Source organism: Armatimonadota bacterium (genome assembly GCA_016125185.1).
Classification (GTDB): domain Bacteria; phylum Armatimonadota; class Fimbriimonadia; order Fimbriimonadales; family Fimbriimonadaceae; genus Fimbriimonas.
Map to the genome: position 1 here is coordinate 779,184 of WGMG01000006.1, position 25,835 is coordinate 805,018.

Sequence of the window (25,835 nt, forward strand, 5' to 3'; positions counted from 1 at the left end):
ATGGTTTTGAGGGCCGCACTGATCGTTTTAGTTGCGGTCCAGTTTGATCTTGTCGAACACGAAGATGGTTCGATGGTTGACCGCGCCGACGAGCTTCTTGATCTTTGAAGGCTCGACGTTGATCTGCATCATGCGGGTCATGTTGGCCCCGCCCGACGACAGGTGGCTTGGATCGAGCGACAAGGAAAGCAGGTAGCGGTTCGACATTGAACGGCTGTAGTCGTAAGGTTTGCCAGATTGTTGGGCTTCCAGCATCTTCTTTTGGTCGTCGGCGCGCTGTTTTTGGGCCTCGGCTTGGGTGACCGGATTACCCTTGTCGTCGAGCCCACCGTAGGGTTGGCCCGAGTCGTCGGCGGGCATGAGATTCACAACCGAGTATGGATTGGTGATCTTGACCACTTTGAGGCCAATGAAGCTGTACTTCATCGGGGGCTGATTGCCGGATCTCATCATGGGCGGATTTCCACGGTCACCTTTGTCGGAGATCGAGACGATCTCGTAGGTGTTTCCGTCGATGGTGAACGGACCCTTTTGGAAGGGGATCGAGGCCTTGTCTTGGTTCGACGGCGAGTAGCTGGTGATTTGATAGCGGAGAGGGAAGGTCTTGGTGTCTTTGTTGAATGCGCCAGTAAGGACCTGTCGTTCGATGCGGCTTTGGTCAAAACCGGTCGAACTGGATTGGTTGAAGAACGAATAGTTCTGGGTCCAGCCTTCGGTAAAGCCGGGGCCGTGCTGGTAATCGTTCATCAGACCAAAGCTGCCACTAAACCCTTGGCGGCCCGGCTGGGGAGGCGCCGTCGTGGTCTTGAGCACCAGAATTCGGTTCTTCTTCATGAACTTGAACTGGAAGTTGCTGGAATAGTCGTCTGACCGGCTTTGGATGGCATTGGTGAGTTCTTTGGCCAAATCGTCGTTGCGGTCACCATTGGGCTTCCAACACATGGCCTCGTCCTCGGTTAGCTTGCAGACGCCTTCGACCTCAACTGTACGGTCGCCAGCTTCTATCTTGAAGTCCTTTGCGACCTGCTCGCCGGGCTTGGGCGGAGCCGCAGCGGGGTTTTCTCGCGGCGGGGCCGACGGCTGGCTTGGTGCGTGGGTTGGAATCCCCGAGCCCCGTAGAGACGGGTTCACCATTGGCGAGGTGGCGTTGGCGGTCTTAGGGGGTTCCGGATTTGATTTTTGATCGGCGGGCGTGTTGGTAGACGAAGTCTTGGGCGAGACTTGGGGCTCAGGGGCGGCGGGTAGGTTTTCGCTGCTCGGGCTTTGCCCGCATCCGATCATTATTCCGGCGACCAAGCAGGCACCGGCGAGTTGCTTGACGAATCGATCTGTCATATGAATTCGTGAACATGATACGGCAGAGCGTTCAATTTCGCTACGAATTTCTTAATCTTGAAGATTATCGCAAAAAAAGAAAACGCGGCCGGAAGCGAAAACGGCCGCGTATCTTGGGTTGGATCCTTTGGCTTGAGGGTTGGGGAGAAGCCTCCGGATCCTGATCGAATGTCAAAAAGGGTAGCTGCGGAATTCGTGCCGAAAAATGACAAGTAATTGAATCTGGTACAAATCCGGGCTAAAATATGTTGTCTGCGGCTCTGAGGGTCCTTCCTTCTATCCCTTTCTCGGAAATCTAGGGCGCTTGCTTTCCGCAGGTACTTTCATGGGTGCTTTTGTGGTCGATCGCGTTTCTCTCTACTTTCGAAGGAGGGGTAAGGTTTTGCCTCCCAAAAGTTCCTGCCAAGAGTTGCTTCCGATCGAAACCGTTGCTACCCTCTCGATAAATTTGGAAGGTCTTGGCTACACGCTTTCTCCAGAGCTTCTTGAGGCTTGCCGACGACTCAGCCACAAAGAAATTGAAGCTCTTCAGGCGCAATTACTGGCGAATCTGGAGTTGCTTGCTAGTGGGGCAAAGGTCTATCGCCCTATGTATTTGAATTTTCCCAGGCAGGTCATGGAGGCTAGTGCAGCGCAGTTGTATGTGAATGCGCTCATGCACTATTGGTCAAGCGGAAAGCTCTTTCCGGTGCAGAGGAAGAAGCTACGAAATCTCCTGGCCGATAAGGTTGAGTTGAAATACCTCGAACTGGGATCAATCGAAGAGTTTGAGCAGATTTGCCAACAACTGGCATCGTCCAATCTGGCGTTTTCAGTTCAAGATCAGGAGGACATCGCCTGGTTCGTCGACGAATACGGTGTCGAAGTGCTCCGGCTGTTTCCAGAAAAGATCCCGCAAAAAGAGAACGCAGCCGTCGTTTCGGCGCTCCTTCTCCGAGCAGGCATTGGCCATGACTACGTTCGGCAGAATATGCGTACACCAACGGACGCTCTCCGCCTGGCTGTGGCCTTGTCTGGCGGAGACGTTTCGCTGGCAACGGCGAGCAAATTTAAGCCTGTGAGCCGACCTCTCCGTCGCCTGATGCTCAGTCTTTTAGAAGAAATGCCGACGCTACAAGAAGAAGTGTTGCGGCGCAAAAATCGGTGGAAACGCTTGGGAGAACGTCTTCATCCTGGCGAGTTTTCTTCGAAATTCCCAAAGGTGTTTGCGGCTTTTTCCGTGTTGCGAAACGACCTTCCTTCGCCGACATTCGCGTCGCGTGTCGAGTTGAGCATTGCATCCGGCGACGTGTCTGCTGCCCTCGCGGAACTCGTCAAGCGTCCAGGCTATCTTGCCCGGCGCTTAGACCACCTTTTGCGCCTTGAAGGTACAGACCCTTCGCCGGTCCTGGGTGAATTTGGTAAGGTCTCCGAACAAGTTTCGACTCCTGTGCTTTTGCAGGCTATGCATCACTTTCGGACCAGGAACGAGGTTCGCGAAGCGAGAGTTTTCTTTCCCAAGGGGCAAGTGTCCAAAGTTTTTGCCACCCAGAATCAGCTACCTACTCTATCAGGGAATGTCTGCGAGTCGGCGGCAAATATCTGCGAGGACACTCTTGTACGGCGCTTTAGTATGTTGAGTTCGATGGGAAAAACTTACGTTGACCCAGATTTAGAGAACTACCCAGTGCCATTTGCAACGAGGTCAGCTTCCAAGGCTCTTCGAACTCTTCCGAAGGGCAGTCGCCTGCTTATGCCAGAAGCAGATACTTTACGATTCTTCATCTGGTGGAAGAATGGCAAGTGCAGAACTGATATTGACCTGTCGGCGGTTATGTTCGACGATAATTTGGCGTACCTCGATGTTCTGTCCTACTACAATCTGAGGAGTTTTGGCGGTTGCCACAGTGGAGACATCGTCGATGCTCCGAATGGAGCTAGCGAGTTTATCGATGTCTCTATTTCAAAGTGTTTAGAGCAGAACGTTCGTTACATCGCTATGTTGGTCAATGGATATCATTCTGAGCCATTCGTCGATTTGCCTGAATGCTTTGCTGGATGGATGGCTAGGCAGAAACCGGAAAGCGGCGAAGTTTTCGAAGCGAAGACCGTTCAAGATCGTTTTGACCTCGCGGCGGATACTCATATCGGTATCCCGATAGCTTTCGATCTAGTCGAGCGCAAAGCCATTTGGTGCGACATGGCTCTGAGAAAGAACCCAAGATTCCAAAACAACGTATGCGGAAATCTCAGTGGGATTGGGGCCACTTTGTACTCGATGCTCAATTTCAACAAGTTTTCGCTCTACGACTTAGCTCTGCTTCACGCTCGGTCTCGTGGCGAAGTTTGGCCTTCGATGGAGGGTTCGGACACTCGATTCACGGTTGCTTCAGGTCTGCCCTTTGAACTGGAGCGAATCGGTGCCGAATTGATGGCTTAGCTTTCTTCTGGCTCATCGACCACTGCGCCGAATTTGCGGGTGCGCTTTTGGTATTCCTTCACGGCGTCGAGCAGGTGTTTGGCCGAGAATTCCGGCCACGGGTCATTGGTGACCCAGAGTTCGCAGTATGCGCCTTGCCAGATGAGGAAGTTTGACCAGCGCATTTCTCCGGCCGTGCGGATCATGAGGTCCGGTTCTGGGTGGTGCGGGTTGTAGAGGTGGGCGGAAATGATGTCTTCCGTAATGTCCTCGGGATCGAAACCGGCGGCCACAACGTCGCGGACGGCGTCGACAATTTCGGCCCGACCCCCGTAGTTGACGGCCAGCGTGAAGACGATGCCGGTGTTCTCGCTCGTGGTTTCAATGCCATGGTCGAGGGCTTCTTGAAGTCCTTTTGGCAATTCTTCGATCCGGCCCGAGACGTTTACCCGCACGTTGTTTTGGTGCATCGTGCGGAGCTCTTCGCGAGCGGCGGTTTCGATGAGCCTCATCAGACCGGAGACTTCGTCTTCGGGGCGTCGCCAATTCTCGGCCGAGAAGGCGTAGACGGTGAGGTATTTGATGCCCAACTCACTCGCATCCAGAAGCGCACCGCGTAGGGCTTTGTAGCCTTCGCGATGGCCGAGTAGACGTTGCCAGCCCTTCTTTTTGGCCCAGCGGCCGTTGCCGTCCATGATGATGGCGACATGCTGGGGAAGGCGGTCGAGGTCGATGCCAAGCTCGACGGCTTTCTTCTGGATGCGGTTGAGGGTTGCCTGGGCCATGCTTAGACTTGGAGAAGTTCCGTCTCTTTCTTCTTACCCAAGTCGTCGGCCTTGGCGATGAAGTTGTCGGTCAGTTTCTGCACCCTGGCTTCGTTCGATTTGAGGTCGTCCTCGGTGATTTCCTTCTTTTTCTCCAGAGCCTTGAGGTGCTCGTTGGCGTCGCGGCGGATATTTCGGACCGAGACGCGGCATTGCTCGGTTCGGGCGTGAACCTGCTTGACCATCTCCTTTCGTCGATCCTCGGTCATGGTGGGGAAGGTGAGGCGGATGCCGGTGCCGTCGTTGACGGGATTGATGCCGAGATCGCTCTTCATGATCGCCCGCTCAATGACCGGGAGCATGTGCTTTTCGTACGGTTGAATCAGGAGCTGACGCGGTTCGGGCACGCTGACGTTAGCAATTTGGTTAACCGGAGTTTCCGTTCCGTAATATTCGACGTGCACGCGCTCCAGCACTTGGGGCGTGGCTCGTCCGGTTCGGTAGCTCGCAAAGTCGTGCGCCATTGCATCGATCGCGTGCTGCATCTTGTTTTCAGCGTCCTGCAGTATTTCGTTTACACTCATTCGTTGTCGTCTCCTACTAGAGTTCCCGACTGGCCACCGGTGAGGGCGTCCAGCAGGCTTCCGGGTTTGTGAAAATCTAAAACGATCAGCGGCATTTTGTGTTCGTCGGCCATTGTGAACGCCGTCTGGTCCATGACTTTGAGACGATCTTGGATCGCCTTGGTGTACGTGAGGCGGTCGTAGCGGACGGCGTTGGGGTTCTTTTTGGGGTCGCTGTCGTAGATGCCGTCAACTTTGGTGGCCTTCACGAGGACATCAGCCTCGATTTCGAGAGCGCGGAGGACGGCGGCGGTGTCGGTGGAGAAGAAGGGATTGCCGGTGCCTGCGGCGAGGACGACGAGCCGTCCCTTTTCCATGTGGCGAAGTGTTCGGCGGCGGATGAAAGGTTCGGCAACCGAAGCAATGGTGATCGCGCTTTGGACGCGGACTTCGATGCCTTGGCGTTCGATTGCACTCTGGAGACCCAGTGAATTCATCAGGGTGCCTAGCATGCCCATTTGGTCGGCAACCGAACGATCGATGCCGCCCTCGACGGAGAAGGTCTCGCCGCGGATGAAATTGCCCCCACCGACGACGATCGCGGACTGGATGCCGGCCCGATGGACGGCGGCGACTTCACCGGCAATGTAGTTGAGGATGTGGGGATCGAGGCCAAATTTGAGGTCGCCGGCGAGAGCTTCGCCGCTGAGTTTGATGAGGGCGCGTTTGAAGGGTTTTCGAGCAGATACCAAGCTTGTCCTCTTGGTGGTTCAGTGTACCTTCAGTGTCGACGGGCGAAGGAGGCGAAAGAAGCGTGGAAGGGAAGAAGCGTTGCTGGCTAACCATCAATGCTAGGCGCCCGAAGCAACTCTATTTCGCGACGAAGATTTCGTCTAGCCGACTGTTCAAATCGTTCTCGAAACGCGGCTGTGGTGAATATCGTTTCTCGAAGAAGAAATCTCTCGAGAACCTCGGTGCGGCCCTTGCGGTAGTCATCGTCGGCCACGAAGTCGTACTCATTGCGAATCGCCGCCGAGTATTCGTCATATTCCGCCGAACTTTGCCCAAGGATCGCTAGGTCTGCGTCGACGAAGAGTGCGCTTTCGAACGTGTCATCAGCGGGAACGTGCCGCTTCGTGCTGAGGATCAACTCCGTAACCCTTGTTGCGAGTGGGGTTTGACCGAGGGCTTTCATTGCCAGTTCCGCGCTGTCCTCCTCGTTGGTGCTCGACTTCGGATCGTAGACGAGGTCGTGATAGATGGTCGCTAGATCGAGCGCCGGAAGCAGTTCTTCGTCAGGAATGTGCTCTTGAATGAATTGCATCATCGTCGCGATGTGGACGACGTTGTGGTAGGCACGACTAGGTTCAGAATACGCCGAGATGATTGCCTCTATGGAGTCAGCGACCTTATACTCCTGAATAGCCAAAGACCATCGAAGTCGAACCAGATTGGTGGCCTCAGAAGCCGTCATTTGGGGGCACCCAGCAACTGGCTGGAGTCGTCTGACGGAAACTTCTTCAACAGCATGGATTCAGCCAAGATGGTTGCGTCGTCATTTCGACTTGAGAAAGCGACTTTACCACTGGAATAGCTCGTGGGGAGGACTGTCGCATATTGAAACTGCGTCCCATTGTAAGTGAGTTGGTACAGCGCCGCGCCACCGCCGCCGGGGTTGACAAGGTTGCCCAGCGAATAGAGGATTGGCTTGCCTTTGTAGAGTTCGGCGGGTTGGAGGACGTGTGGGTGGTTACCGATGACGGCATCGGCTCCGGCGTCGATGAACAACCTTCCCAGAGAAACCTGATAGGCGGCTGGATAGGGTTGGCGTTCGATGCCCCAGTGGAGGGCCACGACCACCATGTCGGCTCCCTGGCGAGCTTTATCGACGATGGCTTTCAGGCGAACGAGTTCGTCATCGCCGCTTTTGCCATCGAGGGTGAGGGTGGCGATTCCGGCCGTTGTTGATGTTGCAGGCGTGCACTTCCGCAGGGCATCGGGAGTGAGGAAAGACAGGTAGCTGATGAAAGCGATCTTGAGGCCATTTGGCGCTTCGACGATGGCGGGCTTTGTGGCGGCCCCCCAGTTGTCACCAGCCCCGGCGTGTTGAATTCCAGCTGCGTCCAATAGACCGAGCATCTGGTCGAGACCGGCGGCGGTGCCATCCATCGCATGGTTGTTACCGAGGCTGACGACGTCGATGCCCGACGCAGCCAAATTCTGAATATGCGCGGGATCGGCCTTGAGGACGAACTGTTTTCTCGCAGCGAGTTCCTGCGGTGTTTTGTGTGGCGTGCGATCGGGGACATTGGTCAGCGGTATTTCGAGATTGGCGTAGAAGACCGAATCGTTCGGAACTTCAAGACCCTGGAACGCCTGAACGGATGGGCTAACACCGTTGAGCATGATGTCTCCGCCGCATACCAGGTTCCAGTACGGCAAGGGAGCCTGCCGAACAACAAACGCTAGGAGCGTGGCCAGAAGCATCAAACAAGGGACGGATCGACGCCGGCCTTTGGTGCGAGGGCGCCACCCGTGTTTGAAGGGAATAAGAATTTGGCGATTTTCCCGCCTAACCGCCGATTGGAACAAATCCTGCGACCACCTCAGTGCTTTCCGAATTTTCGGAGTGCGAGGTTATCAATGAATTATAGGAACATGAAGATCATGTCCTTGGTTGCAGGTGTGGTTACAGCGGGATTTGCTTCCGCAGGCACGTACACCTTCGAACCGAGCAACGGGAATCTTTCGAATCTTGACCACTATTACGCCTATTCGTGGGGTATCGACTTCAACGTCCCGCAGGGCGAAACGATCACGGGCGCAACCCTGACGATCAAAAACATTTGGGACTGGACCCAGGAAAACGACATCCTATACGTTCAGATGTTGGACAACCCGGCTTCGGGCGTCAAGAGCTTTTACGACAACCAGGGCGGCGGCAACTACTTTGGTGGTCAGGGCACCGCGGTTGGTACTTGGTCTGACCCGGTTGGCGGCCATTCGACCAACACCAACCTGACGTTCGACCTCGGCTCGCTGGGTCTGCTGAACAAGCTGAACCAGTACGCGGCTGACGGCCGATTTGGCTTCGGCTTCGACCCGGACTGCCACTACTACAACGACGGCGTCAAGCTGACGATCACGACTTCGAGCCCAGTGCCGGAACCGGCTTCGTTCGCTACCCTCGGCGTTGGCGCATTCGCGCTGCTTCGCCGACGCAAGAAGAACGTTCGCTAAGATAAGGACTTCCTTTCGCAAAGCCTGGCCGGATGAGATTTTGCTCATCCGGCCATTTTGTTTTTGCATTCATTTAACGGAAAGGCCGCAATGGAAGAAGTCCTGGCGGCGTAGGTCATTAAGGGTATCATTTAGCAATCCCGGCGCGAGAGTGCTAATTCTTCGCGCCGCAATGAATACGGAGGAAATCCACAGAATTACCAATGGCAAATTTGAAACCACTCGGTGATAAAGTCGTCGTTGAGGTGCTCGACGCAGAAGAGAAGACTGCGAGCGGCATCTACCTGCCCGATAGCGCAAAGAAGAAGCCGCAAGAGGGCACCGTCATCGCCACTGGCAATGGCCGCGTGCTGGACAGCGGCGAGCGCAACAAGCTCACCGTCAAGGTCGGCGACCGCGTGCTTTTCAGCAAGTACGGCGGCAACGAGGTCTCCCTCGACGGTAAGGAATACACCATCCTGGACGAGGACCAGATCTACGCCATCCTCGGCTAACGAGAGCAATTCATGGCCGATTATCGAAGTCTCGACGTTTGGCAACTCGGTCGTTCCATTGTAACGACCGCTTATCGATTTACCGAGCTGTTGCCGGAAGCCGAGAAAGACGGCCTAACCCGTCAAATCAAGAGTTCGGCGATCGCCGTTCCCGCCGCGATTGCGGATGGAGCCGGTCGTGCGAACGATGTACAGTACCTGCGCCTAATCCAGGACGCATTGGGTGCGATTTCCACGCTCGACACGCTGGTCCTGCTGGCCGCCGATCTCGAATATGTCGAAGAGTTTCACACTCATGACATCGAGAAGCGCACGAAGGAGCTTTCGACGAAGCTCCGCGCGTTGGCGAGCAAGCTGGAGAGCGACGCCTTTGGCGTTCGCAAGCGACAGTTTGAGCCGCGAAGATCGTTCTCGGATGGGCCGTCCGACGAGGCTCCGGCCTCGGAAGAAGGTGATGACCGACCGCGACGACCGCGCGCACCTCGTGAAGAGGGCGGTGACGATCGACCTCGGCGCACGTATCGACGCGAGCCGGAAGGCGACGACCGACCTCCGCGCCGAAGCTACCGCGACGGCGGCGACGACCGACCTTCGGGTGGCGGCTATCGAGGCGGCTCGAGAGATTCGGGCGGACCTCGGGGCACAGGTGGCCCACGCGGCACCGGCGGACCTCGAAGTTCGGGCGGTCCGCGAGGTGGTTCGGGCGGAACAGGCGGCTTTGGCGGACGACCAAAAGGTCCGGGCCGACCAAGCAGCGGTGGTGATCGCCCGCCGCGACGCAGAAAAAGCGATTAAGCAATTTGAAAATCAAGGTTAAACAATGGCAGCAAAGAATCTAGTGTTTGATGAAGCGGCGCGACGAGCGCTGGAGCGAGGCGTCAATAAGGTCGCCGACGCGGTCAAAGTTACGCTCGGTCCCAAGGGCCGAAACGTCGTTCTCGACAAGAAGTGGGGCAGTCCCACCATCACCAAGGACGGCGTCACGGTCGCCAAGGAAATCGAGCTTGAAGATCCGTATGAGAATATGGGCGCCCAGCTCTGCAAGGAAGTTGCGTCCAAGACCAACGACGTCGCGGGCGACGGCACTACCACGGCTACCGTTCTGGCCCAGGCCATCGTGAACGAAGGTCTACGCTACGTGGCAGCCGGTGGCAACCCAATTGCCGTCAAGCGCGGCATCGATAAGGCCGTCGAGCAGGTCGTTTCCCACATCAAGTCCTCGGCTCAGCCGATCAAGGATAAGGAGCAGGTCGAGTTCGTGGCCACGATCGCCGGTAACGATTCCGAAGTCGGCAAGCACGTCGCTGAGGCGATGGACAAGGTCGGCAAGGACGGCGTCATCACCGTCGAAGAGTCGAAGGGCCGCGAGACGGTTCTCGAAGTCGTCGAAGGTATGCAGTTCGACCGCGGCTACCTCAGCCCGTACTTCGTGACCGACCCCGAGCGCATGGAAGCCGTTCTCGAGAACCCGCTGATCCTCATCCATGAGAAGAAGATCAGCAACGCGCAGGAGTTCCTGCCGTTCCTGGAGAAGGCTGCTGCCGCTCGACGCCCGATCGTTCTGATCGCGGAAGATATCGAAGGCGACGCGTTGGCGACTATCGTTCTGAACAAGATTCGTGGCGTACTCCAGATCGCGGCCGTCAAGGCGCCGGGCTTCGGCGACCGACGAAAGGCGATGCTGGAAGACATCGCGGTTCTGACCAACGGCAAGTTCATCAGCGAAGACCTCGGTGTCAAGCTGGATAACGTGGCGGTGGACATGCTGGGAACGGCCAAGAAGGTCATCATCAGCAAGGAAGAGACGACCATCATCGAGGGCTCCGGCTCCAAGGAAGACGTGATGGGCCGAATCGAGCAGATCAAGCGACAGATCGAGAACACCGACAGCAACTACGACCGAGAAAAGCTCCAGGAGCGACTGGCCAAGCTTTCGGGCGGCGTTGCGGTGATCAAGGTCGGCGCATCGACCGAAACCGAACTGAAAGAGAAGAAGCACCGATACGAAGACGCTCTCTCGGCGACCCGCGCGGCCGTCGACGAAGGCATCGTGGCCGGCGGCGGCTCGACCCTGCTCCGCGCAAGCGAGAAGCTCTCGACGAAGGACATGACCGCCGACGAGGCGACCGGTGTCGCCATCGTGAAGCGCGCGATCGAAGAGCCTCTGCGCCACATCGCGAAGAACGCGGGCCTGGAAGGTTCGGTCATTGTCGAGAAGGTTCGCGACGCGAAGGACGGCTTCGGCCTGAACGCGGTCTCGGGTGAGATCGTGGACATGGTCAAGGCTGGCATCGTCGATCCGGCCAAGGTCACTCGTTCGACGATCCAGAACGCGGCTTCGATCGCGGCTTTGGTCTTGACGACCGAGACGCTGGTTGTCGACAAGCCGGAAGCCAAGAAGGGCGGCGGCGGAATGCCGGGCGGCATGGACGACATGGGCGGAATGGGCGGCTTCTAAGGGAGCTACCAGCCACAAGATTGAGCCTCGCGAGTTATCTCGCGGGGCTCTTTTCGTTTTACGGCTTCACTTTCTTCAAGTATTTCGCCGCCATTTCTCGGACCTTGGGGTTTGGATTCGTCAGTTCCTTCTCGATGGCATCCCGACTGGGTTGATTGTCGCCCGTCGTACGCAGAAGAGCTTGAAAGTCTTGTTCATTCGGCACGTCGGATTTGCCAAGCAGGAGGAAGGGCGATAGGAGCCGAACATCGGGGCCAGAGCCAGACCCGATCGTATTCGCGTTGTTGGTGTTGTACGCGATCTTCTTCTCCGGGTCATAGGCGATGAAGCACATGTTCCTGTCTGCCAAACCAACGAGCAGGCCAGATGGACTTCGGTAAATCTGATAAGAGTCAGGTGCTCCTTTTGGTCGTACCACGGTCAAGTAGGAATCTTCCCAGGTGTCGTCGTCGACGATCTTGTAGGCTGTCTCGTACGGCGTGTGACGCTCCAACTGTCCGAGGATCAGGTGCGAACCCTGCAGAAAGTGGGAGGTCATCAAATGGTATTCCTGGCCCTTGGTGTCCGTGAACTTGGCGACGTCCTCGTACTCCCCGGCTTGGTCCAAGCCCGGCCCAAACAGGATGACCAACGTCCCGAGCATCACGCCCAGGAGGATCAGCCCTTGCCAATTCTTCCGGACGGCACTGATGATCAGGACAACCAAGCTGATGACAGAAACAGCTTGAAAAACGATGTCTGCCGCGTGAGCATAGGGACTTGTCTTAATGATGAATTGCGAGAGATTTCCAGACTGGTCGTGCGTAACGCTCTGTTGGGGGTCGGGAAAGGCATAAGTGCAGAGAAGGAATACGATGATGAAGATCGCAGACGTGATGAGCGGCGAGAAGTCTTTCCGCTTCTTCGTCGCCTGCATGGCATCCATGATACATTTGGTTTGGCAGAAACTGATGTTTAGCGTGAAGACCCGTGATGAACAGTTTGGCTAATAGTAATGGAATGGTAGGGTCTATGCGATTGTGTATGCTTCACATAAATGAACCCGGAAGGTGAGCCAATGTTGTTTCCGTTCGGTTGGAGTGAACAACCACAACTGGTCGGCTGCGTGTTCCTTTTCATGTTGATGATCGGGGGAGTAGGAGTCTTTAGTTTTGTCCAGACGGCGCAAAGGAAAGATTACGGCGATCTGCCGATTGCTTCCATTTTCATCCTTTTTCCTGCGCTAGTTTTGGTCTTGATTTTGATAGATCGGGCGAGAGGAAAACGGTCGAAAGCTCGCATTGAACTTGCTGGCAACGTCATCTCCCAGTACGCCTATGACGGAACGCTGATGGTTTCAAAGCCCCTCAGCGAAGTCAAGACGATGCTGACCGGCAACTCGGGTCCCCAATCAACAACATACGCCTACCTTCTTACATTCGAAGATGGGCAAGAGATTTTCTTTGACGAGAGGATTGACTTGTGCTGGAAGCTGGTCAAGATTGTCAAAGAAATAACTGGAAGAAATTTCGAGCGTGGAACGGTCCGGCTCCGTCGCATCAGATAACTGCCCCAGGACCCGGAGGGTCCCAGATGGTAGCCAGGGTGTCGAAGACCCCTGGTCAGTCCCAACCAATCCACGACCCAGCGGGTCGCAGAATCAGTCGAAGTGACTCTCATCAAACTCGATTCCGGCGTAGCGAAGCAGTTCAATCCATTCCTCTTTGAACGACTTCTTTGCGTGATGTTTCTCCTGCTGGTCAATGTTTCGAGACAGCAGGAATTCGCTCTGGGCTAACCGAAAATGCCTCATAGCCTTCCTGCCATGCAAAGTGCAGGTGGGTTTCTCGAAGCCAATCGGTTGAGGCCCTTTTGATTTCTCGGACGAGGTCGGCTAGGCAATGCCTCGTCTTTTGGCCAATCAAGAGGTGGACATGGTCGGCAACACCGCCAATTATCACGGGCTTCGCTTCGAGGCCCCGAATAGTGCCGCCAAGGTATTAATGTGTTCGGGCTCGAATATGATCGTCGAGGTATGGATGCCGACCTTTTGTGCTGAAGATTATGTGGGTGTGAAGACTGTAATACGTTGTCGACATTTTCGCCATCTTACTTGCTGTCGTTCTGCGACCCGCTGGGGCGTGAGGAAATGGCGTATTTCTCGCCGGGCTCTATTTCTTCTTTTTACGAAGTAGGCAAACCACACCAAGCCCTAGGACCGCAATCGAAGCCGGTTCGGGCACGGGGCTGTCGCCGATTCCCATGCTCAGGTCGAAGAAGTTGACTGTAAAATTGTCGGCTGGGTCTAAACTAAAGGAGTTGGCATTATTGAGTGGCGATCCAACGCCATTGGCACCACTAGTGGTCGTGAACCCTCCGGTGAACAACGCGTCCGGCACGACAATCGCCATGTCGAGAATATAATAATGCCCGTTCTGAAGTGGAACGGAACCAATATCGGCCGTCATCGCGAACTCGATGAAACTCGGCACGACGGACCAAGAACCGAGGGAAGTCAACTGAGCATTTGCGGTTCCAGATGCAATCACATTGCCGATTTGGTTCATGAAGATGTTTCCGTTGTCTCGAATCTCCCAATTGATTTGGGAGAAGCTAGACGTGCCGACCATTGTTCCCATCACAAACGTCGCATTATTGGGGGAGTTCCAAACAAAGTCTTCGCATTGTCGAAATTCGAAATTTCCTTGACCGTTGGGAGTTCCAGACAGGGCTGCGAAACCCCTATTACCATCGTCGTCGCCGTTATACCAGACGACAGATGCAAACGAAGAACTTGCCAAAAGGCCAAGTGAAATGAGTCCGAAAAACTTCATGGTTCCCACAGCATTCCTATACAGAACGAACGTTTAGTTTTACCAGAAATTTTGCCGGGCAAAAGCGATCTTGATTAAGGCGGAGCAATTGGCGCCTAGAATTATCTTCCCAACTAGAGGTTTGAATCAACCCAGGCATCGAGTCTTGCGTCATTTGCGTCGCCGACGGATCATCATTAATGACCCTACGGCGAAGATTGTAAGGGAAGCAGGTTCAGGAACACCGTTGACGGCAACCCCTTCAAAACCCGGATTGAAATCGAAATTAATGTAGTCGGTGCCACCATAAGTTCCGTTATCCGAAAAGGCATAAAACTGAACCGAGGTCGGTGCCACTACATCCGTGGTATGAGCAACAAAGCCGCTTACGTATGCGCCTGGAGTAGGACCAGTGGTGCCTGAAAAGTCGATCCAGTTGACGTTATAGTTCGTGTTGGAACCGCCGTACGTTGCATTGTTCCAGGGCGATTGAGGGTTAGGACCATAGATTCCAGGCGAACCATCAATAGTAGATCCTGGGCTAAGGAAGACGCCGAAAACGTAAAAGTCGCCTTCACCGGCATTAAAATGGCTCTGAAGCGTAAAGTTCAAGTCCCAATTTCCAGCCGCGCCCGAAACTGTGTATGAGGCGGTCGGGGCACGTTGCGCGGACGAGAAAGCCGAAAGTATGACAAGAGCACTAACCAAGCCTAATTTGCGATTCATGAAATAAGCCTCGTGGCGAATCCCTCGCCTAATTCGTATAGACTATCACGATTCTTTTACTTGGGCAATGCAGAAAACGACGAGTGAATGGACCGTTAATCTTGATACTTGAAGCGAACCACAAAGACTCGTTCACCACGGCCATGTTTGGCGGTGGCAAGAAGATCTTTAAACGACGCGAAGCCAGATTCGATTGCCATCTCCTCGGTGATCTCCTCGAACCCGATTTCTTCGATCGACTCGACCACGATCCAACCTGGGAACAGGGGGTAACGGCCGCCGACCTTGACTCGCGGCGTCATCCATATCCGTACGGACAGCGTGATTTCGCCCGAGCGGACCCGGTCTCACAGTTGTTTGGCGAATACCATGAACCCAGACGTTACCTCTTGCGAACCTTCGCGTCAGAACGGTATGGGGAATCAATTGGGACGATGCGCCAGTGCGGCGCTCACACTTTCTATTCTTGTTTCATTCGCTAGCGCCCAGCAAGGTGGTGCCGGAGGCGGATTTGGTGGAGGCGGATTTCTAGGCTCTAACATTTCGAGCGAGCAAGAACTGTCCTATCCACCCGCAAATCTGAATGTCAACGAATGGGATACGAAGTCGATGATCCTGACTCAGGGCGACCGCGTCGAGTGGACGTTTAAGGGATCGAAAGGCAAGACGATGTTCGCAACCGTGCGAAGCGACGTTTTCGACCCCGCATTGAAGCTGGTGGATAAGGACGGAAAGACGCTCGTGGAAAACGACGACCAGTATCCGGGCAATCAGTCCCCGTTTGTGATGTACCAGTTCAAGGATGACGATGAGTACAAGCTAATCGTTCAGAACTACCATGGCACGGCGGGAGGGCGGTTCGACCTGTATATGCAGACTCTGGATACCGTCGATGTCGGCATGGGGGAGAGCCTAAACGAGGTCTCCAGCCACGAGGCGAAGCCGGAAAAGGGTGGGAATCGAATCGCTATTCATCTCACTGCCAAGAAGGATCACACCTACGATTTGCGCCAGACCTTTTCCAGCGAGGCCCTGCGGAGACTTTCGCTTTCTCGGAGTAACCTCGTTGGTCCGACCGGCGTGAAGCAGGACGACTTTCGTCAGTTCACCAACGCCACCGGGTCGCTGACCCTGTTCCAAGCCAAAAGGGATGGCGATTATTACCTTCTGGTCGATGCGCCGGGTCAGTCAGGCAACCTGAATCTGAGGTTGGGGGAAGTTACGGTGCGAAAGCCAGGCAAACTTGAATCGACAAGTATCGACTTGAAGCCGAAGGAGACAAGCGTGGTGCTGTATAACAACGCCAAAGGCGATATTGCGCGAACCCAATGGACGATCCCGACGAAGTCGGTGGACTTCTCGTACCAAGCCCTAACTCCACCCGATTTGGCGCATGCCGAATCGCAGAGTCCGCAGATCAAGGAGTATCGGACCCACATCACCGACCTCAGTGACCAGTACCGAGTCTATTGCGATCCGACCGAAGAGTGCTATGTTTTCACCAACACGTCGGAGCAGCCCGCGCACGTCGATATCAAGCGGTCGTTCGATCTGAAAGAGTGGACGCCGGGCACATCTGTCGAAGGCACTCTTGCGCTGGGGGAATCCCACTTCTATCTCATCCATGGCAGGCGCACCGAAATTCAGCGCCTCGTGGGCAGCGCGAAGGGCTTTGAACTGGTATTCACCCTTACCGAACTCATCGGTCAGAGTTCGGAGTTCATGAATCGAAGCAACCACCAGCCGGAGGCCAAGCTGCGCTACGGTGAGGATAAGACGTTTCTGGTCGTGGTCACTTCGCCCGAAGGTGGAGGAAGCGGCACCTATTCGATGCACCTCGATTTGGCCAAGCCGGAGGAGCTGACCTTGGGCAAGGCGATTCAGTACCAGGAAGGGCAGGCAATGGGAACCTATCGGCTGAAAGTGGAGAAGGGAACCCGGTACCAACTGTTGACGATTATGCGGGGAGAGTCCTTTGACCTCTATGACGAGAAGGGAGATTGGGTCCAGCCGTTTTTGGCGCAGTTTGGCGACAAACGAGCGACTTATTTTACGGCTCGAGAGAGCGGTGAGTACACAATTTTCGTCCGTAACGGAACGTCGCAGACTCGGTTCCGCGTCGATAAGCATATTCTCCCCGACCTTGGGGGAGGATAAGAGCCGGACGATTGCGGAAGTCCAAACCAAAAGAACAGGATTCGAAACCACGGAAGAGGCGACGCCTTGCTCCATGGTGGTCGGTTGTTTGGCTGATCGTTTGGACCCTTTTGTACGCCAATCGGAGCGACTGGAACTACGTGGTGACCGTCTGGCCCGCCTGGACGTGGGGAGCGGTTGGATTGGTTTTCGCACTGTTTGCTCGCAAAGGGAAGTCGCCGCTCGTCGCGCTTTGGCTCGTCTTTGCCCTGATGTTCGTCGACGAAGCTAAGTCTTACCCGCGCATGCTGGTTCCCACTGGACCGCACGACCTGCGGTTCGTCTCACTCAACTGTGCAGGCGGAACGGTGGCGGCGGCGCAGGAGATCAAAGCGTATCGGCCTGATATCGTTCTTTTGCAGGAGTCGCCGGACCGAAATCAAGTCGCGAATCTGGCGAAAGAGTTCTTTGGTGACGAAGGAGTAGCCATTCCGGGGCCGGATGCCTCGATCATCGTTCGGGGGCCGGTGACGCCGGTGACGGCAAAGTACACCAATGACTTTGTGGGCGCGCATTGGAAGGACTCCCAGGGGCATTCCCTCGATATTGTCAGTCTGCGGTTGCTTCCACCGTGCATGCGGATCGATTTCTTCAACCCCGAGGCTTGGCAAGAGTTTTCGCGAAATCGGAGCGGGCGACGGAAGGAGGTAGCCGAAATGGCCACGAAGCTGGCTGACCTTGGATTGAAGCCCGATTTGATCGGGGGAGACTGGAACACGCCTCCAGATATGGGAGTTCAGAAACCGATCGTGGAGGGGTTGGGCGATACGTTTGCTCAGGTGGGCCGAGGGTACGGCGCTACCTGCGTGAATCCCTATCCGTGCCTGGTGCGGATCGATCAGATTTGGCATTCGTCAGCGCTGACGCCGGTCAATGCCTTCGTGGTAAAGACCGAGAATTCCGATCATCGGATGCTGGTAGCCGACTTTCGCTGGAGCCGTTAGACGGTGGCTCTCGGCACCGTTTCCAAAGCGTCCGTTACCGGGTTTTGGCCCTTTCCTGGTCAAATTAGATTCAAAGCCTTATAATTGGTCTTGGAAAGGAGTCTGTCCGGCGAACTGTTGTCGGCTCTTCTTTCTATTCTTTCGGAGTAGACATGAAAAAGGTTATTTTGAAGCCGTTGGTTTTGACGGCGATTTTGGGTAGTGCCGTTGTAGCGAACGCAGATGTTCTTCTGAACACTTTTGGCGCCACCGATCCGGGCTTTACCAACACCGGATGGACGGTCGACAACACTCAGTCCATGGGGCGCGCCTTTACCTCGCCAGGAACTTACGTCCTGACCGAGATCGACATTGCGCTGTTTGCAACGCACGCGGCTTCGAATGTCAGAGTGAACCTGTGTTCGGATGGCGGCGGAATGCCGGGGTCAGTGATGGAGTCCTTCCTTGTGACCACCACGCCCGATCCGACGAAGTACTTCCTCAACTCGGTGACGAATCCAGTGCTGACAGCGGGAACCTACTTCATCACTGTCACGCCAGACACGGACGATGACGGTGGCGCCTGGTGTCAGACCAACGACGGCCACAGTGCCGACTTAACTTTCTCCACCGATAGCGGTGCAACCTGGAACAACTTCAACGATACCGATGGTGCTGTCACGGTATTCGGAAGTCCGGTTCCCGAGCCTGCATCGTTTGCCGTTTTGGGTCTCGGCGCATTGGCGCTCGTTCGACGCCGACGCAAATAGTCGTTAGGCGAGCACGCCTTTGATCACTTGGCCGCTGACATCCGTGAGTCGGAAGTCGCGGCCTTGGTATTTATAGGTCAGCTTCTCGTGATCGATGCCAAGTTGGTGCAGAATGGTCGCGCCGAGGTCGTGGGCATCCATGGCGTTCTCGGTCACACTGTAGCTGTAGTCGTCGGTTTGGCCATAGACCGTGCCGGGCTTGAATCCGCCGCCCGCTAGCCATAGGCTATAGCACGAGCCGAGGTGGTCGCGCCCGTGGCCGTTGGGCTTGTTGACGTCGCCCTGGACGAAGACAGTGCGCCCAAACTCGCCGCACCAAAGCACGATGGTGTCATCCAGAAGTCCGCGCTGAGCGAGGTCTTTGACGAGCGCCGCCGAAGGCTGGTCGGTGTCACGGCATTGGAGTTCAAGCTGGGTATCAAGATTGGTGTGCTGGTCCCAGCCCGAGTGCATAAGCTGGACAAACCGCACTCCGCGTTCCAGGAGCCGCCTCGCGAGCAGGCAATTGTGGGCGTAAGTGCCTTTCTTCTCCACGTCGGGCCCGTACATTTCCAGCACATGCTTTGGCTCTTTCGAGATGTCGGTCAGCTCCGGCACGCTGGTCTGCATACGGAAGGCTAGCTCGTACTGCGATATTCGAGTTTCGATTTCGGGGTCGCCGTACTCCTCATGACGCTTGGTGTCGAGGTCCTGGATGTCGTTGAGGACTTTGCGCCGAAGCTCGGGCGGCATTCCGGGCGGATTGGTGAGGTAGAGTACCGGGTCGCCCTCGCTTCGGAACCGCACACCCTGGAACTTGGAGGGTAGGAAGCCGGAGCCCCAATAGTAGTCATAGAAGAGCTGGCCGCAGGTCTTCTTTTCGTCGGCGGAGGTCATGACGACGAAGGCGGGTAAATCTTCGTTCATGCTTCCCAGGCCGTAGGCGCACCACGCCCCCATGCTCGGTCGACCGGGAATCTGGCTACCAGTCAGGAACAGGGTAACGCCCGGCGCGTGGTTGACGGCGTCGGTGTGCATCGACTTGATGAGGGTGATGTCGTCGGCGATGCCGCCAATGTGCGGGAGCATCTCGCTGAGCCACATGCCGGAGTTTCCGTACTGCTTAAACGGCTTGATGGCGGGCAGGATGGGGAAATGCGCCTGGCCGCTCGTCATGGTCGAGAGTCTTTTTCCGGCCCTCACCGATTCGGGAAGCTCTTCGAGGCGATGCTGGAAGAGGTTGGGCTTGTAGTCGAATAGGTCGACTTGCGACGGCGCGCCGCCCTGCCAAAGAACCACTACGCGCTTAGCTTTGGCGGGGAGCTTGCCTGGCGTCTGAAGGACGCCGAAGGCATCTTGGGCGAGAAGGGAATTGAGGGCCCAAGCACCGACGCCGGTCGCGGCCTTGCCGAAAAGCTGTCGGCGGGTGAGGCGGAGGTCGCGTTCGAAGAAGGGGTTCATGGCTACTCTCGGGTCAGGGCCTCGTCGAGGTTGAGGATCATCAGGCCGGTGACGGCGAAGGAGGCGAGTTGGGCTTGGTCGAGCTTGGCATCAGGCGGCGAGTCGCCCTGCGTCAGATAGGCTTCGGCGTCCTTCGGGTGGGTCTTGTAGTATTGCTCGGCTGTCTGCTGGCACTGCTGCAGGCGCTTCAGTTCGACGGCGTCCGGGCGGCGAGCAAGAACTCGGCGGAACATTTCTTTCAACCGTTGGTCGGTCTGGGGCATCGTGGTCATCACGCTTTCAGCGAGAGCGCGGCCCGCCTCAACCCAAGTCACATCGTTGAGGGTCGTGAGGGCGTGAAGTGGAGTGGAGGTCTGCGAAGCCCGAACCGTGCAGACCTGACGACTGGAGGCGTCGAACATGTCGCCAGGGGCCACGGTGCGCCGCCAGAATGTGTAGATGCTTCGGCGATAAAGATCGGCTCCTTTCGACTGCGGATAGCTGAAGTCTCGTTCGTCGGTAATGTTGAGCCCGTCCCAGATGCCTTTTGGTTGATAGGGATAGACCGGTTTGCCGAACATGGTGGGGTTGAGGAGCCCGCTGGCGGCCAGGGCCTCATCGCGCAGGACCATCGACGGCATGCGGAACCGGGCTCCACGGGCGAGGAGGCGGTTGTCCGGGTCTTCTTTCTGGAGGGTGTTGGAAACCTTGGATGATTGGCGGTAGGTCGCACTCATGACGATCTGTTTGACCAGTCGCTTGACATTCCAGCCATGCTCGCGGAAGTCCACCGCGAGCCAATCGAGCAGGAGCGGGTGTGTCGGCGGCTCGCCTTGTACCCCAAAGTTCTCGGGGGTTCGGACGAGGCCCTTCCCAAAGAGAATCTGCCAGTATCGGTTCACGGCGACCCTGGCAGCGAGGGGATTTTGGGGGCTGACAATCCACTTTGCAAGGTCCAATCGATTCTTAGGCGTTTGCGCAGGTTTCGGAAGCGATTCTGGAGTGTTCGGCTGAACCTGATCGAGAGGCGAAGTGTAGTCGCCACGCGAGTAAATGAAGGTTTTGCGGGGCTGAGCATCGGACATCACCATCACTTTCGGGAGCTTCGATTTCACGTCGTTGAACTGCTTTTCGAGACTTTGCCAGCGCTTTCTGAGTTCATTTCCAGGCTCGGGCAGGGCATGATCGAGGAAGTAGTTATGCAGAGCACCCGCCTGATCCTTGGTGCGTTTGTCGGCGGCGATGGCCAAAATGCCGTCGATATTTTTGTCTCCCGTCTTCGGGCTCGTTTGCTCCCACTTCGACTGCGATTCAGCATTATCCTCGTAGGGTTTGGCGGCATTTTTGGCCGTGTCCAAGTCATTCGAAAGGCTGTGGAATTTCGCCATGTCTTCCGGGGTTCCGGCGTAAATCCAGGGCTTGGCGACATACATCTTGCCGTCGTTGTCGGTTGGGACGCCGGTCTCGGGCAGATTGTTGAAGAACGCCATTAGCGAGTAGTAGTCCTTCTGCTTGAATGGGTCGTATTTGTGGTCGTGGCACCGGTCGCAGGTCATGGTCAAACCTAGCCAAGTGGTGCAAGTGGTATCGACCCGGTCGAAGAGCCCGACGTTGCGCTGTTCCTCGGGGATTGCGCCGCCCTCGCCATTGAGCATGTGGTTTCGGTTGAAGCCGGTGGCGACTAGGTCGTCCTGGCTTGGGTTTGGCAAGAGGTCGCCCGCCAGTTGCTCGATGGTGAACTGGTCGTAAGGCATGTTGGTGTTGAGGGCGCGGATCACCCAATCACGCCACACGTACTGGCAGTTGTCGCCGTCCATCTGGAAGCCGTTGCTGTCAGCATATCGGGCCGCATCTAGCCACGGTAGGGCCATTTTTTCACCGTAGTGCGGGCTCGCGAGTAGGCGATCGACCACTTTCTCATAGGCGTTTGGCGAGCGGTCGATGTTGAAAGCGTCCACTTCGGCCGGAGTCGGCGGTAATCCGGTGAGATCGAGAGTCAGGCGACGAATCAAGGTCGTACGGTCGGCTTCGGGAGAAGGCGACAGATGGTTGGCTTGGAGGCGCTGGAGAACGAAGGCGTCGATCTCGTTTCGGGTCCACTTGCTTCTCTGAATGGGAACGGACGGCTTGACCGGTGGAATGTAAGCCCAGTGTTTGCGTTCGTCGACCGAACCGGCCTGGCAGCCTTGGTCGATCCACGCTTTGATGGTGTCGATATCCTTCTGTTTGAGCGGCCCGAAGCCCATCGGCATGCGAGGCTTGCCGCCTTTGCCCTCGATGCGGAGGATCAATAGGCTCGCCGAACCCTTTCCGGCCAACGCGGCTTTGCCGCTAGTACCGCCTTTCATGAGGGCGGCGATAGACTCCAGAGAAAGACCACCGTCCGGCGCGTCGCCAGAGTGGCATTGGGTGCAGTGGGCGCGCAGGATCGGTAGGACGTCGTGGGTGAAATCGACCTTGCTTTGGGTTCTGGCGAGCAGGGCGATGGGAAGGGAAGCGGCCAGCCCAAGTTGGGGCAGACGCAAGCCGATCCGTCGAAGCCCCATTGCCATATCCCCATTATCGCAGGTTCAAATCTGCGCGTAAAGGAGAAATTCAGCGTTGCGTTCACCTGAATTCGTTTGTTATGATGAAGGGACGGTTTTCCCAACGATGCCAAAACTGAGCGACTTTGTAACCCCCATCCTGCTTTCGCTCGTGACCCTGGCTCTCATTGGGACTGAGCTACGGAGCCATCCGCCCGACGATCAGACCAGAACCCACATCGCGGTTTGGGTTGGTTGGTCCTCGTTCGAATTCGACGCGTTTAAGGGCGTGGTCGATGACTTCAACAAGTCTCAAAACAAGATTTTCGTCGATCTTTTGTCGGTTTCGGGCAACAGCCAAAAGACGCTGATTAGCACTGCGGCGGGCATTCCGCCGGAGATTTCGCTGATCGGCGGCTCGGAACTGCCCCAATTTGCCGACGCGGGCGCGATCGAACAACTCGACGAAATTTGCAAGGAAAACGGACTGACCGACGAGAAGTATGTTCCGGGTGACTGGGGCGTGGTGCATTACCAGGATCATGTCTATGCTCTACCAGCTACTCCGGCGACAGTAGCGCTCCACTACAACAAGGACATCCTCAAAGCGGCCGGGTACGACCATCCGCCCGAAACTATCGAGGAGATGGACGAGATGGTGAATAAGATCACCAAGGTGAAAAACGGCAAGGTGGTGATGGCGGGATTTCTGCCAGGTGAACCGGGCTGGTGGAATTGGTGCTGGGGACCCTATTTCGGTGGTCAACTGTGGGATGGCGATTCGAAAATCACCATGGATTCCCCCGAGAATTTGAAAGCCTTTCAGTGGGTTGCGTCGTTCAGCAAGCGGTTCGGTCCGGGCCAGATTCAGGCGTATCGAAGCGGGTTCGGTGCTTTCGAGTCACCTCAGAACGCCTTTATGTCGGGCAAGGTCGCGATGGAGGTCCAGGGCGTGTGGATGAACAACTTCATCCAAGCCGCCAACCCGAAGTTGAATTGGGGCGCGGTGCCGTTTCCGTATCCGAAAGATCATCCCGAACTGAAGGGGCATACGATCATCGACCAGGACATATTTGTCCTGCTGAAGGGGTGTAAGCACCGGGCAGAGGCCATCCAATTCCTGGTGTATTGCCAACAGCAAGGGCCAATGGAGAAGCTGTGCTGGGGTCAGAAGAAGTCCTCGCCGCTCCGCAAAAAGTCGGATTGGTTTTGGAAGACCCACGCTAACCCGTATATCAAGCTTTTCGACGACATGGCCTATAGTCCGAACGCGTTTACAACGCCCAAAACGGCTATTTGGCCCCAGTACCAGGCGGAAATTACGAACGCGATGGACGAAGTAACGCTTTTGCAAATGACGCCGGAAGAGGCGATTAAGTACGTTCAGGCGCGGATGCAACCGAAGCTGGACTTGTACCGGAATCGCCTGGAAGCGCGGAGGAAAGCCGGTCTATGATGCGTCGGCGAGAGGGACGGGCGGGTTTTATGTTTGCCCTTCCGTGGCTATTCGGCCTGTCAGCGTTCATGTTCTATCCGTTGCTGATGTCGCTCTACCTCTCGTTCTGCGACTATTCGGTTTTGCGACCGCCGGTGTGGGTGGGGACGGCCAACTATACTGAACTCTTCCACGACGAAGTCTTTTGGATCACGGTCAAGAACACGATCTTTTACGCGTCGGTTTCGTTACCGCTCAGCATGGTCATTGGCATCGCCTTGGCGATGCTTTTGAATACGAATGTCAAGGGCATGGCCATCTACCGGACCATCTTCTTCATCCCCTCATTGGTGCCGATGGTCTCGCTTGCGATGCTGTGGCTATGGCTGTTGAACGGCGATTACGGCGTGATCAACAACGCGCTGAGCGTGATCGGCATCAAAGGGCCGAACTGGATGAGCGACGTGGCGTGGACCAAACCGGCTCTGATTCTGCTCAGCGTCTGGGGCGTAGGCAATGCAATGTTGATCTATCTGGCCAGCCTGCAAGACGTTCCAACATCCTTGCTGGAGGCTTCGGAACTCGACGGAGCGACGCCGTGGCAGAAGACGCGCAATGTCACCTTGCCGATGATCTCGCCAGTGATCCAGTTCAACATGATCATGGGCATCATCGGTTCGCTCCAGGTGTTCGCCGTGCCGTTCATCATGTTCCCGGGTGGCAGTCCGGCGCGTTCGACCTACTTCTACTCGGAATATCTGTACGACAACGCGTTCCTGTATAGCCGCATGGGTTACGCGAGCGCGATGGGATGGGTGCTATTCATCGTTATTTTGATCTTGACACTGTTGGCGTTGAAGCTCAGTAACCGTCACGTCCACTATGGAGGCGTTTAGATGAAGAACCACAAGAAGCACATCACGATACTCACGCACTTCGTGCTGATTTTCCTGTCGGTGCTGTTCATCTTCCCGTTCCTATGGATGCTGGACACGGCGATCAAGCCAATCGCTGAGACGATGACGACCACCCCGAAGTGGATTCCCTCGCACTTCGAGTTCGACAACTTTTGGAAGGCGATCACATACGGCTCGGACAAGCTGGGCTACATTCCGTTCCTGGTTTACGCGGAAAACACGCTCATGCTGGCGGCCTTGGTGGTCATCGGCACAGTGGTTTCGAATTCGATCGTGGCGTATTCGTTTGCGCGTCTGCGGTGGTGGGGAAGAGATGTCATCTTTGCGATCACCCTCGCGACGATGATGGTGCCGTTCCCGGTGCTGATGGTGCCGACCTTCACGATCTTCAAACACCTGGATTGGATCGGGACGTATCGGCCGCTGTGGGTTCCGGCATGGTTCGGCAGCGCGTTTTCGATCTTCCTCTTGCGGCAGTTCTTCAAGACGATTCCGTTCGAGCTATCCGAGGCCGCTCGCATCGACGGCGCGGGTGAGTGGAAGATTTTCCGCTCGATCATCCTGCCGCTCAGTAAACCGGCGTTATCCGTCGTTGCGCTGTTTGCGTTGATGGGCACCTGGAACGACTTTCTAGGTCCGCTCATCTACTTGCTCCGCCAGGAGACATTCACGCTCTCGCTAGGGTTGGAGTTCTATCACAGCCACGCGGGTGGAACCATTTGGAATCTCCTGATGGCGGCGACGAGCATTGTGGTCGTGCCGGTCCTCATCCTGTTCTTCTTCTGCCAAAAGCAGTTCATCAAGGGCATTTCGATCACCGGCATCAAGTAACCCTTGACTTTCAACTTATGGCCTTTTCATGCCAAGGTTAACTTTTCTA

Annotated in this window: 23 protein-coding genes and 2 pseudogenes; 12 read left to right on the forward strand and 13 right to left on the reverse strand. The window is 56.0% G+C overall.

Going from position 1 to position 25,835, the window contains the following annotated elements:
- Positions 1-27 precede the first annotated feature (27 nt).
- Entirely contained in the window at positions 28-1,335 is a 1,308-nt protein-coding gene (locus GC165_11535) for a hypothetical protein (protein ID MBI1333498.1), read from the reverse strand.
- Between the two features lie 325 nt (positions 1,336-1,660).
- Here GC165_11535 and GC165_11540 point away from each other — a divergent pair, with 325 nt between their 5' ends.
- Positions 1,661-3,754, forward strand: coding sequence for a hypothetical protein (locus GC165_11540; protein MBI1333499.1), 2,094 nt, complete (start codon positions 1,661-1,663; stop codon positions 3,752-3,754).
- On the opposite strand, the gene GC165_11545 is transcribed toward GC165_11540, so the two are convergent.
- The 5 genes from GC165_11545 to GC165_11565 all read right to left on the reverse strand — a co-directional run bounded on the left by GC165_11545 (position 3,751) and on the right by GC165_11565 (position 7,547).
- Positions 3,751-4,518 (reverse strand): isoprenyl transferase, encoded by a 768-nt coding sequence (locus GC165_11545; GenBank protein ID MBI1333500.1) that lies wholly within the window; start codon positions 4,516-4,518, stop codon positions 3,751-3,753. The two genes, GC165_11540 and GC165_11545, sit on opposite strands and share 4 nt — an antisense overlap.
- Positions 4,519-4,520: 2 nt before the next feature.
- Positions 4,521-5,081 (reverse strand): ribosome recycling factor, encoded by a 561-nt coding sequence (locus tag GC165_11550; protein MBI1333501.1) that lies wholly within the window; start codon positions 5,079-5,081, stop codon positions 4,521-4,523.
- Positions 5,078-5,812, reverse strand: coding sequence for a UMP kinase (locus GC165_11555; protein ID MBI1333502.1), 735 nt, complete (start codon positions 5,810-5,812; stop codon positions 5,078-5,080). The genes GC165_11550 and GC165_11555 overlap by 4 nt, the downstream gene beginning before the upstream one ends.
- Before the next feature lie 86 nt (positions 5,813-5,898).
- Positions 5,899-6,534: a hypothetical protein gene (locus tag GC165_11560; GenBank protein MBI1333503.1), complete on the reverse strand. Its 636-nt coding sequence runs from the start codon at positions 6,532-6,534 to the stop codon at positions 5,899-5,901.
- On the reverse strand, positions 6,531-7,547 hold the full coding sequence (locus GC165_11565) for a hypothetical protein (protein ID MBI1333504.1): 1,017 nt from the start codon (positions 7,545-7,547) through the stop codon (positions 6,531-6,533). Before GC165_11565 ends, GC165_11560 begins: the two co-directional genes overlap by 4 nt.
- 156 nt (positions 7,548-7,703) lie before the next feature.
- Between GC165_11565 and GC165_11570 the strand changes: the two genes are divergently transcribed.
- The 4 genes from GC165_11570 to groL all read left to right on the forward strand — a co-directional run bounded on the left by GC165_11570 (position 7,704) and on the right by groL (position 11,252).
- On the forward strand, positions 7,704-8,300 hold the full coding sequence (locus GC165_11570; protein MBI1333505.1) for a PEP-CTERM sorting domain-containing protein: 597 nt from the start codon (positions 7,704-7,706) through the stop codon (positions 8,298-8,300).
- A gap of 203 nt (positions 8,301-8,503) precedes the next feature.
- Positions 8,504-8,794: a co-chaperone GroES gene (locus GC165_11575; protein MBI1333506.1), complete on the forward strand. Its 291-nt coding sequence runs from the start codon at positions 8,504-8,506 to the stop codon at positions 8,792-8,794.
- Positions 8,795-8,806: 12 nt separating this feature from the next.
- Positions 8,807-9,589, forward strand: coding sequence for a four helix bundle protein (locus GC165_11580; GenBank protein MBI1333507.1), 783 nt, complete (start codon positions 8,807-8,809; stop codon positions 9,587-9,589).
- Positions 9,590-9,614: 25 nt separating this feature from the next.
- Positions 9,615-11,252, forward strand: coding sequence for a chaperonin GroEL (groL, locus tag GC165_11585; protein MBI1333508.1), 1,638 nt, complete (start codon positions 9,615-9,617; stop codon positions 11,250-11,252).
- Between the two features lie 58 nt (positions 11,253-11,310).
- Here the strand turns inward: groL and GC165_11590 are convergent, their stop codons facing one another.
- On the reverse strand, positions 11,311-12,168 hold the full coding sequence (locus tag GC165_11590) for a hypothetical protein (protein ID MBI1333509.1): 858 nt from the start codon (positions 12,166-12,168) through the stop codon (positions 11,311-11,313).
- Between the two features lie 120 nt (positions 12,169-12,288).
- On the opposite strand from GC165_11590, the gene GC165_11595 reads away from it, so the two are divergent.
- Positions 12,289-12,798, forward strand: coding sequence for a hypothetical protein (locus GC165_11595; protein ID MBI1333510.1), 510 nt, complete (start codon positions 12,289-12,291; stop codon positions 12,796-12,798).
- 93 nt (positions 12,799-12,891) lie between these two features.
- Here the strand turns inward: GC165_11595 and GC165_11600 are convergent.
- The 4 genes and pseudogenes from GC165_11600 to GC165_11615 form a co-directional block, all read right to left on the reverse strand.
- A pseudogene (locus GC165_11600) lies at positions 12,892-13,330 on the reverse strand (transposase).
- Positions 13,331-13,402: 72 nt separating this feature from the next.
- The gene (locus tag GC165_11605) at positions 13,403-14,065 is read right to left on the reverse strand and encodes a PEP-CTERM sorting domain-containing protein (GenBank protein ID MBI1333511.1); all 663 of its coding nucleotides are present in this window, start codon (positions 14,063-14,065) and stop codon (positions 13,403-13,405) included.
- A 150-nt stretch (positions 14,066-14,215) separates the two neighbouring features.
- A complete protein-coding gene (locus GC165_11610; protein MBI1333512.1) occupies positions 14,216-14,770 on the reverse strand; it encodes a PEP-CTERM sorting domain-containing protein in 555 nt (184 codons plus the stop codon).
- Positions 14,771-14,865: 95 nt separating this feature from the next.
- Positions 14,866-15,141 (reverse strand): annotated as a pseudogene (locus tag GC165_11615) (ASCH domain-containing protein).
- Positions 15,142-15,184: 43 nt separating this feature from the next.
- On the opposite strand from GC165_11615, the gene GC165_11620 reads away from it, so the two are divergent.
- The 3 genes from GC165_11620 to GC165_11630 all read left to right on the forward strand — a co-directional run bounded on the left by GC165_11620 (position 15,185) and on the right by GC165_11630 (position 18,659).
- Positions 15,185-16,927: a hypothetical protein gene (locus tag GC165_11620; GenBank protein ID MBI1333513.1), complete on the forward strand. Its 1,743-nt coding sequence runs from the start codon at positions 15,185-15,187 to the stop codon at positions 16,925-16,927.
- Between the two features lie 11 nt (positions 16,928-16,938).
- A complete protein-coding gene (locus GC165_11625; GenBank protein MBI1333514.1) occupies positions 16,939-17,910 on the forward strand; it encodes a hypothetical protein in 972 nt (323 codons plus the stop codon).
- A gap of 152 nt (positions 17,911-18,062) precedes the next feature.
- Positions 18,063-18,659, forward strand: a complete 597-nt coding sequence (locus GC165_11630) for a PEP-CTERM sorting domain-containing protein (GenBank protein ID MBI1333515.1) — start codon at positions 18,063-18,065, stop codon at positions 18,657-18,659.
- A gap of 3 nt (positions 18,660-18,662) precedes the next feature.
- Here GC165_11630 and GC165_11635 read toward each other — a convergent pair whose 3' ends face one another.
- Both GC165_11635 and GC165_11640 read right to left on the reverse strand, forming a co-directional pair.
- On the reverse strand, positions 18,663-20,099 hold the full coding sequence (locus GC165_11635) for a DUF1501 domain-containing protein (GenBank protein ID MBI1333516.1): 1,437 nt from the start codon (positions 20,097-20,099) through the stop codon (positions 18,663-18,665).
- A 2-nt stretch (positions 20,100-20,101) separates the two neighbouring features.
- The gene (locus GC165_11640) at positions 20,102-22,624 is read right to left on the reverse strand and encodes a DUF1553 domain-containing protein (protein ID MBI1333517.1); all 2,523 of its coding nucleotides are present in this window, start codon (positions 22,622-22,624) and stop codon (positions 20,102-20,104) included.
- 106 nt (positions 22,625-22,730) lie between these two features.
- Here GC165_11640 and GC165_11645 point away from each other — a divergent pair, with 106 nt between their 5' ends.
- Genes GC165_11645 through GC165_11655 form a run of 3 tightly spaced genes read left to right on the forward strand, consistent with a single transcriptional unit; the run spans position 22,731 to position 25,786 of the window.
- Positions 22,731-24,059, forward strand: a complete 1,329-nt coding sequence (locus tag GC165_11645) for an extracellular solute-binding protein (GenBank protein ID MBI1333518.1) — start codon at positions 22,731-22,733, stop codon at positions 24,057-24,059.
- Positions 24,056-24,934 (forward strand): ABC transporter permease subunit, encoded by an 879-nt coding sequence (locus GC165_11650; protein MBI1333519.1) that lies wholly within the window; start codon positions 24,056-24,058, stop codon positions 24,932-24,934. Before GC165_11645 ends, GC165_11650 begins: the two co-directional genes overlap by 4 nt.
- Positions 24,935-25,786, forward strand: a complete 852-nt coding sequence (locus GC165_11655) for an ABC transporter permease subunit (GenBank protein MBI1333520.1) — start codon at positions 24,935-24,937, stop codon at positions 25,784-25,786.
- Positions 25,787-25,835: the final 49 nt, after the last annotated feature.